Source organism: Xanthomonas campestris pv. phormiicola (assembly GCA_025666215.1).
GTDB lineage: Bacteria > Pseudomonadota > Gammaproteobacteria > Xanthomonadales > Xanthomonadaceae > Xanthomonas_A > Xanthomonas_A campestris_A.
The window spans coordinates 1,496,463-1,507,669 of record CP102593.1; the positions used below are offsets into that span (position 1 = coordinate 1,496,463).

Annotated in this window: 8 protein-coding genes; 6 read left to right on the forward strand and 2 right to left on the reverse strand. The window is 65.8% G+C overall.

The genetic code is table 11. The annotated features are described in order from the left end of the window. Positions 1 to 273 precede the first annotated feature (273 nt). Positions 274 to 2,661 (reverse strand): TonB-dependent receptor, encoded by a 2,388-nt coding sequence (locus NRY95_06155; protein ID UYC17538.1) that lies wholly within the window; start codon positions 2,659 to 2,661, stop codon positions 274 to 276. Positions 2,662 to 3,053: 392 nt separating this feature from the next. Between NRY95_06155 and NRY95_06160 the strand changes: the two genes are divergently transcribed. From NRY95_06160 to NRY95_06185, 6 genes are all read left to right on the forward strand, one after another. After that, complete coding sequence (locus NRY95_06160) at positions 3,054 to 3,455, forward strand: hypothetical protein (protein UYC17539.1); 402 nt, start codon at positions 3,054 to 3,056, stop codon at positions 3,453 to 3,455. Positions 3,456 to 3,704: 249 nt separating this feature from the next. Beyond that, positions 3,705 to 3,935 carry a hypothetical protein gene (locus tag NRY95_06165; GenBank protein ID UYC17540.1) on the forward strand — a complete coding sequence of 77 codons (231 nt, stop codon included), beginning with the start codon at positions 3,705 to 3,707 and terminating at the stop codon, positions 3,933 to 3,935. Positions 3,936 to 4,312: 377 nt separating this feature from the next. Beyond that, entirely contained in the window at positions 4,313 to 4,669 is a 357-nt protein-coding gene (locus NRY95_06170; GenBank protein UYC17541.1) for a hypothetical protein, read from the forward strand. Next, the gene (locus NRY95_06175) at positions 4,609 to 5,115 is read left to right on the forward strand and encodes a hypothetical protein (protein UYC17542.1); all 507 of its coding nucleotides are present in this window, start codon (positions 4,609 to 4,611) and stop codon (positions 5,113 to 5,115) included. Before NRY95_06170 ends, NRY95_06175 begins: the two co-directional genes overlap by 61 nt. A gap of 40 nt (positions 5,116 to 5,155) precedes the next feature. Continuing rightward, positions 5,156 to 6,007: a hypothetical protein gene (locus NRY95_06180; protein ID UYC17543.1), complete on the forward strand. Its 852-nt coding sequence runs from the start codon at positions 5,156 to 5,158 to the stop codon at positions 6,005 to 6,007. Beyond that, positions 6,004 to 8,583 (forward strand): hypothetical protein, encoded by a 2,580-nt coding sequence (locus NRY95_06185; protein UYC17544.1) that lies wholly within the window; start codon positions 6,004 to 6,006, stop codon positions 8,581 to 8,583. Before NRY95_06180 ends, NRY95_06185 begins: the two co-directional genes overlap by 4 nt. Positions 8,584 to 8,811: 228 nt before the next feature. Here NRY95_06185 and NRY95_06190 read toward each other — a convergent pair whose 3' ends face one another. Next, a complete protein-coding gene (locus NRY95_06190; protein ID UYC17545.1) occupies positions 8,812 to 11,196 on the reverse strand; it encodes a TonB-dependent receptor in 2,385 nt (794 codons plus the stop codon). Positions 11,197 to 11,207 lie beyond the last annotated feature (11 nt).

Sequence of the window (11,207 nt, forward strand, 5' to 3'; positions counted from 1 at the left end):
GCGAGTCGCAGCGTCCAGCTGTTGACAAATATGCGGTAGATACACGGCGTGCAGCGATATGCCGTTGATAGTTTGGGGATTGTCTGATTGTCTACAGAAGTAACTTCCTGCAGTTCTTGATTCGTGCTATCCGCTAACATTAATCGGTAGACGTCGCGCCCCGATTAACCAGCGATCGCCGGCCTGCGCGTGGCTCACCCTAAAAAAGCCCCGGCGAACCGGGGCTTTTTCTGTCTGGCAGCGAGTGCCGCATCGGTCACCGCTGCGCGCGCATCACCATTTGTAGTTGACGTTGGCGTAGGCGAATGCGCCGTTGAAGCCGAACGGCGAGGAGGTGCTGTACGGCAGGTAGGTGCGGGTGCCGGCGCCGGCGCGCGACTGGTCGGGATATTCGTTTAGCACGTTGTCGCCGCCGATGGTGAAGTCCCAGTTGCCCAGCTTGTAGCTGGCGGCCAGGTCCAGCGTCCACTTCGCGGCATAGGTCTGGTCGGCCGCGGCGGTGGTGCCGAAGTCGGTGAACTCGCCCCAGCGCGTGGCGGTGGCGGTGAACGCCCAATCGCCCGGCGCCCAGACGCTGCTCAGGAAGAACTTGTCGCGCGGCGCGCCCTTGGTGATGCGGCCGATCTCGGCGCGGCCGATGCGCACCGCGGTCGGGTCGATCGCCTCCAGCACCGCCGGGTTTTCGGCGATCTTCTCGATCTCGGTCTTGTTGTAGTTGTAGCCGGCGGTCAGGTCCAGATTGCTGCTGCTCAGCGCGATCTTGTAGGTGCCGACCGCGTCGATGCCCTGGGTCTTGGTATCGATCGCGTTGGTGAAGTAGCGGCCGCCGCCGATGCCGGCATAGCCGTTGGCCTGCAGGTAGTTGCGCACCGCGGTGGAGGTCAGGTTCTCCGACAGCACGATGCGGTCGTCGATGTCGATGCGGTAGGCGTCGACGGTGACGTACAGCGCATCGACCGGCTGCAGCACCAGGCCCAGGCCGTAGTTCTTCGACTCCTCCGCCTTCAGCGGTTCGGCGCCGAGCGCGACCGCGGCCGGATTGTCGGTGCGGAAGGTGCCGATCTCGAACGGCGTGGCGGTGATGCTGCCGTCGGCCTGGGTGACGTTGATGAAGTTGGTGGCGATGGACTGGAAATACTGCTGCTGCAGCGACGGCGCGCGGAAGCCGGTGGAGGCGGTGGCGCGCAGCGCGATCTTGTCGGTGAACGCGTAGCGCAACGACAGCTTGCCGGTGCCGGTGTCGCCGAAATCGCTGTAGTTCTCGTAGCGCCCGGCCAGGCCGGCGGAGAACTTGTCGGTGATGTCGCCTTCCAGATCGACGTAGGCCGAATAGCTGTTGCGGTCGTAGTGGCCCGAATCGCTGGGCTTGAAGCCGGCGAACACCTGCGCGCCCGGCAGCAGGCTGCCGTTGGCCGAGGGCACGCCGCCGTTGATGTAGGAGGCCACGTCGCCCGGCGATTCGTTGAACTTCTCGCCGCGCCACTCGCCGCCGAAGGCCAGCGTGACCGGATAGGCCAGGCCGACGTCCAGCGACTTGGTGAAGTCGGCGTTGAGCAGGTTCTGGGTGACTTCCAGGGTGCCGGCATAGAAATCGGTCGGACTGGTCGTGCCCAGGCTGTTGTTGAGGCTGTTCTTGACCTCGAAGCTGAGGTTGTTGCGGCCGTAGTTGTAGCTGATGTCGATGCCCAGCCCGCCCTCGGTGCTGGCCTTGAAGCCGCCGACCCAGGACACGTCCTTGCTGACGTTGTAGATCTGCGGCAGGAAGCCGTCCGGATAGATCTCGGGGCGGTTGCGGTTGTCACCGGACCAGCGGAAGTAGCCGTTGGACAGCACTTCGCGGCGACTGAGCATGCCGTAGGAATAGAAGGTCAGGTACTCGGCCGGGCTGTACTGGCCGTTGTAGGAGAACGCGCCCTGGTCGACGTCCGGGTCGCCGTAGCGCTGCTGCACTTCGCCCTGGTACGGCTTGGCGCGGTCGGTCTGGTCCTGGTGGCCGCCCTGCGCGGCGAAATGCACGCTGCCGTTCTCGCCGAACTTGACCCCGGCGTCGCCGGACAGCTGGTACTGCTCGCCGTCGCCGGCGCTGTACTTGCCGTAGCGCGCGGCGATGCTGCCGCCTTCGCCGCTACCCTTGAGCACGATGTTGATGACCCCGGCGATGGCGTCGGAGCCGTATTGCGCCGAGGCGCCGTCGCGCAGCACCTCGATGCGTTCGACCGCGGCGATCGGAATGGTGTTGAGGTCGGCCGGCGACGAACCGCGGCCCTGCGCGCCGTTGAGGTTGACCAGTGCGGTGGTGTGGTAGCGCTTGCCGTTGACCAGCACCAGCACCTGGTCCGGCGAGAGCCCGCGCAGCTGCGCCGGGCGCACCGCGTCGGAGCCGTCGGTGATCGCCGGGCGCGGGAAGTTCAGCGACGGCACCGCGCGCGACAGCGCGGTGGCCAGTTCGGTGGTGCCGGTGGACTGCAGCATTTCCGGCGAGATGATGTCGATCGGCGAGGCCGATTCGGCGACGGTGCGGTCGGCCACGCGGGTGCCGGTGACGATCACGGTGTCCAGCGTCTGTGCGCTGGCGGAAGAACTCTGGGCGAGCGCGGGCGTTGCGAATGCGGTCAGGGCGAGAGCGATGGCAGTCGCGAGAGGGCTGAACGAGCGGGTCATTGGCGGGGCGGCTCCATAGCGGGGGAAGAGTCGGCGCCGCCGCATTCGTCATCACCCCCTCCCGGGTGTTGCGCGTATGGCGAATGTTGCGGCTGTCGCCATGGATTACCGACATACGTCGAGTATGTCAACATTCCGTTAAGCCTGTGCGCGTGGTTGCATGTGCAACGACCGCCGCGACACTTGCGGCAGCGGCGATACAGATTTTTCATGCGCTTGTAGACAAAAGCCGAGTGCGCCTCCTAAATGGCCTTTGGCGCGCGTTCAATTTCACACGGAGCGGCGCACTGGCGGAATCGAGGCCGCCAGGTACGGCTTGCGCGGTTCCACCTTCAACGGGTTATCTGATCGACGGCCCGCGGCAACCGCGATCCCGCCTCACCAGGTACCGCATGGCCGGCGATTTGGTGAGCGCGGCCAGCCTGTACGTCGGCGAGATGGTGTCGCTGGCCGGCCAGGACGACGCGCCGAGCCTGCGCGCTGGCCGGTCTCTGGAAGCTCCTGCCGGCGCGCTACCGCCCAGTGTGCTGATCGCGGTGCGACTGTGCGACCAAGGCGGTAGGCAGCGCTTCAACCGCAAGAGCCTGGACGACGTACTGCAACCCCGACGCTTCCAGAAGCCGCGTAGCACAACGCCGCCATCGACCATTTCGACAGCGACGCCGCCGGACATGCGTCTGGTCATGGCCGTCGCCAGGAATGCCCTCATTGGCACCACGGGCGCGGCGAGCAGAGCAGTGGCGGCATGGGACCCGTGGCGTACTAGAGTGCGCGCAAGTTGGAGACTTGGCTAAACAACTAAGGAGGGGGGGCGCGATGAGCGATGAGACGAATGCTGACAGCAGCGATCCCGATCGCCCCGGCACACGCACGGTTGCGATGCGCAGCTCCCACGCGCCATGGCCAACGTCAATGCGGACGTTCACGCCAAGCTGGGCGCATCGCCACCTGGCGGATTGCCGGTGCAGCCCAGGCGCTAGCCCGACCTGCTGCACCCGCCTGTTGCCGCCGCATCCGCGATTTACCCGCCCGAGGAACACCCGATGAAACTGCACCACCTGGCCGCTGCCGCCATCATGTCCATGGCCGTGGCCGCCGCGGGGTGCTCGAAAGGCATTGATGTCGGCAACGACGGTGCAACCGGTCACCTGAACCCGCATCCGGTCAAACGCTACGAAGTCATTGCCACCTCCCATGCGCCGGGGCCGTGGGATACGTTTGAGGGGGGGGCTACATCGGATATGACGTCATCAATACGGAATGCGTGCCGATGATCCCGTTCATTGGCGAGCAGCACGTGCCCAATACCGGCCTTAATATTCCCATGACACGAGTGGACGACCACACGTGGAAGGGGTATTTCTACCGGGCTGCCTTGCAGGATGAGGATTATTTCAAGCTTGGCGTTTGCCATTGGGATGTCACGAGCGTGGGCGTCAGTGCGATAGCGCAAGGAGTGCGGTTCGGTTGGGGGGGTGTTGGACGAACTCCTGCGCGACAGTCCGGAGACGAGTTATTTCAAGAGGAGCGTGTATGGAGATCGATCTTTCGCTCCCTATGGGGCGCCCGACTATTCTCCTCTTAGGCCCGAATACAAGCAGAACCCGGATGATTTCTTTCCAGTCACCATCGCTGTCAAGGAAGCCAAGCTATGAGACCCATCGATCAAGCACTCGCCGATGCAGCCAATGATTCGTATGCAAACCGTCCACAAAGTGACGTCGATAATAATAAATACGTGTCTTTGGACGGGAAAAGGTACCAAGTCTTCGGTTGCGCGAATGACCTAGCCACCGGCTTTCATGCAACTGCATATCAGGATGTCGCGACGGGTGAGGTCATCATCGCCTACCGCGGCACCGACCCGGTATTATTCGCCGGCGAAACCAAGGCCGAAAAGGCCGGCCATGCGCTCACTACACTGCAGGACATCGCCGTCGATGCCAGATGGTGCGCGACACCGGCAACACGCAAAAAGCTGCGGCCGACGCCTTCACCGAGCAGATGATCGCCAAGGCGGCCGCGCAGGGTATTTCCAATGACCATGTATTCGTTACCGGCCACTCCCTGGGCGGCGCAGTGGCGGAAATCGAAGCGGCCAGGTACGGCTTGCGCGGCTCCACCTACAACGGCTTCGGAGCGGCGGACCTGATCGACGGCCCGCCGCAACCGGGGTGCCAGCTCACCAACTACCGCATGGCCGGCGACGTGGTGAGCGCGGCCAGCCAGCACGATCTGCAGAACGGCGCCGCCTCCGCCCGCGCGACCGCCCCTGCAGCGCACGACCTGGACGAAAGCGTGGCGTCGGCAGCGCGAGGCCGGCGCGTATGGCGCCGTCGTCACCCCATGGCGCCGCCGGCGGTGCGTGACCACCGCTGGCCATGGCCTCGCCGGCCCCATGGGCACTTCAAGCAGTGGCAGCACGGGGCCCTTGGCGTAATATCGCGTGCGTAGGTTGGAGAATTGGTCAAACAATAAGGATAGGTAACGCGCGATGAGCCGCGACAAGAACGAGTACAGCGACAACCCCTATCGCCCCCGCACGCGTACGGCAAGCGATCCGCATCACGACGCGCAGCTGCTGCGCGATGTGGCCCTCATCAATGCGGAGGTTCACGCCAGGCTGCGCTCACTGCCACCGGGCGGATTGCCGGTGCAACCCAAGCGCAAACCGAACCTGCCGCCGCCATCCGTTATCGCCGCACCCGCGGCTCACCCACCCGAGGAAGACCCGATGAAACTGCACCACCTGGCCGCTGCCGCCATCATGCCCATGGCCGTGGCCGCCGCGGGGTGCTCGAAAGGCATCGATGTGGGCAACGACGGTGCAACCGGTCACCTGAACCCGCACCCGGTCAAACGCTACGAAGTCATTGCCACCTCCCATGCGCCAGGGCCGTGGGATACGTTTGAGGGGGCCTACATCGGATATGACGTCATCAATACGAAATGCGTGCCGATGATCCCGTTTATTGGCGAGCAGCACGTGCCCAATACCGGCCTTAATATTCCGATGACACGAGTGGATGACCACACGTGGAAGGGGTATTTCTACCGAGATGCCTTGCAGGATGAGGATTATTTCAAGCTTGGCGTTTGCCATTGGGATGTCACGAGCGTGGGCGTCAGTGCGATAGCGCAAGGTGTAAGGTTCGCTTGGAGCAGTTCGCTTGAAGAACTCTTGCGTAACAGTTCTGAGACGAATTATTTCAAGAGGAGCGCATACGGGGACCGGTCTTTAGTGCCCTATGGTGCGTCGGACTTCGATCCTGCCAATCCTGAAGTGCTTCAACGCCCCGATGCTTATTTTCCCGTCACCATCGCTGTCAAGGAAGCTAAGCTATGAAGTCCATCGATCAAGCGCTCGCCGATGCATCCAATGATTCATACAAAAATCGTTCCCAGGGAGATATCAAAATCCCGAAAACCGTTTTTCTAGACGGCCAGAAGTACCAAGTATTCGGCTACGCCAACGATCCGACCACTGGATTCCATGCCACGGCGTACCGCAATGGAAGAACAAACGACATCATCATCGCCTACCGCGGCACCGACCCGGGATTATTCGCCGGCGCAACCAAGGCCGAAAAGGCCGGCCACGCGCTCACCACGCTGCAGGACATCGCCGTCGATGCCAAGATGGTGCGCGACACTGTCAACACGCAAAAAGCCGCGGCCGATGCGTTCACCGCGCAGATGATGGCCAAGGCGGCCGCGCAGGGTATTTCCAAGGACCATGTATTCGTTACCGGCCACTCCCTGGGCGGCGCAGTGGCGGAAATCGAAGCGGCCAGGTACGGTTTGCGCGGCTCCACCTACAACGGCTTCGGGGCGGCGGACCTGATCGACGGCCCGCCGCAACCGGGATGCCAGCTCACCAACTACCGCATGGCCGGCGACGTGGTGAGCGCGGCCAGCCCGCATATCGGCGAGGTGGTGTCGCTGGCCAGCCAGGAGGACGTGCAGAGCCTGCGCGCTGGCCGCTATCTGGATGCGCCGGCCGGCGCGCCGCCGCCCAATGCGCTGATCGCGATGCGGCTGGACGACCATGGCGGCCAGCAGCATTTCAATAGCAAGAGTCCGGACAACGTGCTGCAACCCCAGCGCTTCCAGGAAGCCGCGCAGCGCTACGCACAGCACAAGGCGGCCATCGATCAATTCGGCAGCGACGTGTCCCGCGCCCGCGCGGAACTGTCCCAGTCCTTGCGCCAGATGCACGGGCACGGCCGCCAGGGCGACCTGTCGCCGAACGTGCAGCGGCAGGTGAACGAATACCTGGCGGTGAATGCCGACCCGTCCATCCGCGACGGCATCGAACGCAACGCGCCCGTGCAGGGCGCCGAACACGGCCTGCTCTACGGTGCCGGCTTCGCCCGCGCGACCGGCCGTGCCGCGCACGACCTGGACGAACGCGTGGCGTCGGCGGCGCGCGAGGCCGGTGCCTACGGCGCACCCGTCATCCCGCTGGCGCCGCTGGCCGGGGGTGTGGCCGGCGAAGCGGCGCATCTGCATGCACAGGCCGCCGATGCCGCAGGCCGCTTGGTGGGCGATGGATTGCAATCGGCCAAAGGCGCCGTGGAACAGCAGGCGCACGCTGCCGCCGAGGCCGTGGTGCGGCGGATCCACCACCCCGGCTTCCAGGCTGGCGCGGCCAACACCGTCAATCACATCGTCGACACCTATGACGCCGCCCGAGTTGGCGCGCAAGCCGCCGAGCAGAAGTACCAGGACGCCAGGCACGCCGTCTCCCAGCGAATCGAGCACGCCGAAAACGCCGCCATGCACACCTATGGCGCGGCCAGGCACGCGGTCTTGGAAGGTGTCGATAGCGCCGAACGTGCCGCCACGCAGACGTACGACGCCACCAGGCACGCGGTCTCGCAGGGTGTCGATCGGGCCGAACGTGCCGCCACGCAGACCTACGATGCGACCAAACAGGCCGTGTCGCGCGGCATCGACGCCGCCGGACACAGCGCTGGCCAGGCCTACGACACGCTCACCCATCCGGGGCAGTGGTTCCAGCACGACGCGCCGGCGCATGCGCCCGTGCAACCGCACGCGCCTGCCGTGGCACACCCCCACGCGCAGGCTCCGGCCACGCCGCCCGGTTCTGGCGATTTGCGGCATCCATCCAATGCCCAGCGCGCGCGCCACGACGACGCGGGCCATGCGCCGATGCCGGCTCCAGCGCAACCGGCGACGGACTTCCGCGACCCGGCGCATCCCGGCCACGCCGAGTTCATGAAGACCTTGCGCGAAGTGCACTGCATGGAGGCCGGTCGTGGCATCGCCTCCGGTCCGCACAGCGAGAAGGTGGCGGCCGCGCTGCTGGTGCAGGGCGAGCGCGAGGGACTGCGCATCAGCAACGTGGCGATGGGGCCGGATGGGCAGGCGCAAGGACTGCAGCGCTTCAGTGCCTTCGATACGCCGAAAACGGTGCAGGTCGATCCGCGCCAGGCGCAGTCGGTGGAAATGCAGGGTTACGCCAGCCAATGGGCGCAGTTGCGTTCGCCGCACCTGGTCAGCCAGGCGCGGCCGGCCGAGCGCACGGCCGAGCAGGCGCAGGGCATCGCCGCGCTGTCGGCGTCCGACCAGGCGATGTTCGCGCGCATCCGCCAGGATGTGCCGGCGCATCTGAGTGATGCGCATGTGGCGCAGGCGATGCTCGCGGCCAAGCAGGCGGGGATCGACGATGCAGGCAAGATCGACCGCGTGCAGATGGCGGGCGAGAAGCTATGGGTGTCCGGGCCGACGCCGGGCTTCCGCGCGGCCACGGACATGTCGCAGCCGCCCGCGCCGATGCAGGACACGCTGCAGCAGGCGCAGGCGCTCAATCAACAGCGCGAGCAGCAGCTGGCGCTGGAGGTGCAGCAGCGGCAGCAGGAAGGTCCCGGTGGCAGGGGCGTGCCGGTCATGGGGTGAGCATGCACGCATTGCCCGAATCCGTGTTGCCGTTGTTGCGTGTGCGCGGCAACAAGGAGCGAGACGTTCTTGCCCCAGCGAGGCGTGTGACCCCACCGCCGCAGCGAATGCAACCAGAGCTCATGCGGGTGAATCGGGCCATGCAGCCGGCGGAAACCGGGCGCATCGGCGGGATTGGCCGCGAAACCCTCTCCCGCGAACGGAAGAGGGCCGTGTCTCACGCCGCGATCACCAGCGGTAGTTGATCCGCCCATACACATAGGCGCCGTTGAATCCGTACGGCGAGTAGTTGCTGTACGGCAGCATGCCGTAGGTGGAGTTGACCAGGTTGGTGGTCTTGTCCGGATACTGGTCCAGCAGGTTGTCCGCGCCCAGGGTCAGCGTCCAGTTGTCGCTGGGCTTGAAGCTGGCCGAGGCGTCCACCACCCAGCTGGCGTCGTAGGTCTGGTCGCGGGCGGCGCTGGCCGAGTTGCGCACGGTGAAATCGCCGTAGCGGGTGGCGGCGAGGTTGAAGTCCCAGTGCTGCAGCTTCCAGGTGCCGCTGAGGATGATCTTGTCCTTCGGGAAGCTGTCCTCCAGGCGCCCGATCTCGTCGCGGCCCAGCGTGGTCTGGGTCGAGCCGATGTCCGCCAGCGCCTGCGGCTGCTGCACCGCATGGGTGATCTCGGTCTTGCTGTAGCCGTAGCTGGCGGTGAGGTCGAGCGAGCTGGCCGCGAACGGGATCGTGTAGGTGCCGACCAGGTCCACGCCGCGGGTGCGGGTGTCGGCCGCGTTGCTGAAGTAGCGCACGCTGGTGACGTTGGAATAGCCCAGGCTCTGCAACTGCGCGAGCACGGCGGCGTCGTTGAGGTTGGAGGACAGCAGGATGCGGTCGTCGATCTTGATCTGGTAGGCGTCCAGGGTCACGTACAGGCGTTCGACTGGCTGCAGCACCAGGCCCAGGCTGTAGGACAGCGAGGTCTCCGCCTTCAGCGGCGCGGCGCCCAGCGCCTGGGCCACGGCGCTGTCCACCGGGAAGGTGCCCGATTCGAAGAAGCTGCCGTTGATGTAGCTGCTGGTCACCGCCTGGTATTGCTGCTGCGCCAGCGACGGGGCGCGGAAGCCGCTGGCCACGGTGCCGCGCAGCGCCACCTGGTCGGTGAACGCGTAGCGCGCCGACAGCTTGCCCGAGCTCTTGCTGCCGAAGTCCGAGTAGTCCTCGTAGCGGCCGGTGAGGCCGGCAGAGAACTTGTCGGTGAAGTCGGCTTCCAGCCCGGCGTAGACCGCGTAGTTGTGGCGGTCCGAATGCACCGCGTTGGCCGGCGAGAAGCCGGCGAAGCCCTGCGCGCCGCCGGTGGTACCGGTGTAGGAGGCCAGTTCGCCCGGCGACTGGTTCCACTTCTCCTGGCGGTACTCGGCGCCGAAGGACAGCGTCACCGGATAGGCCAGGCCCCATTCCAGCGGCTGGGTGAAGTCGGCGTTGACGATGTTCTGGGTGTACTCCAGCGCGCCGTCGTAGAAGCTGCTGGGGCTGTCGATGCCGAGGCTGTAGTTGATGCTGTTGCGGGTGTTGAAGTCGATCTTGTTGTAGCCGTAGTTGTAGCTCACGTCCCAGCCGAAGCCGCCGTCGGTGCTGCCCTTGAGCCCGGCCACCAGCGAGCGGTCCTTGGAGTACTGCTCGATCTCCGGCACGTAGCCGTCGGGATAGGTCTGCGCCAGCAGCGCGCTCTGCCCGTTGTGGTTGCGCGAGCGGTAGAACGCGAACGAGGTGATGTCGCGGTTGCTGGCGATGGCGGTGGCGTAGCCGGTGACGCGGTCGCTGAAACGGAACTCGCCGTTGGCCGAGACCGCGGTCGCATCGACCTGCGGGTCGCCGTAGACGAAGGTGGTCTCGCCGATGCCCGGATAGTTGCCGGTGTTCGGCGCGCTGCCCCGGTAGGGGCCGGCGCGGTTGGTTTCGTCCTGCTGGCTGATCTGCCCGGCCACATGCAGGCTGCCACGGCCGTCGCCGAAGCCGATCCCGGTATCGCCGGAGAGCTGCGACTTGGCGCCGTCGCCGGCCGAATACTGGCCGTGGTCGACGCTCAGGCTGCCGCCTTCGCTCGAGCCCTTGAGCACGATGTTGATGACCCCGGCGATGGCGTCGGAGCCGTACTGCGCCGAGGCGCCGTCGCGCAGCACTTCCACGCGCTCGATCGCCGCGATCGGGATCGCGTTGATGTCCACCGCCGAGGCGCCGCGGCCGATGCTGCCGTTGACGTTGATCTGTGCGGAGGTGTGGCGGCGCTTGCCGTTGACCAGCACCAGCACCTGGTCCGGTGACAGCCCGCGCAGCTGCGCCGGGCGGATGCCGCTGGTGCCGTCGGTCAGCGCCGGGCGCGGGAAGTTCAGCGAGGGCAGCACCCGCGACAGCGCGGTGGCCAGCTCGGAGGTGCCGGTGGACTGCAACGCTTCGCTGCTGATGATGTCGATCGGCGACTGCGACTCGGCCACGGTGCGGTCGCTGACCCGGGTGCCGGTGACGATGACGGTGTCGAGCGTGCTCGGGGTGTCGGTGGCGGTCTGGGCCAGCACCGGAGGGGCGGCGAGGGCGGCGAGCACGGCGCTCGCCAACAGGGACAACGGACGGTTCATGGAAACTCCAG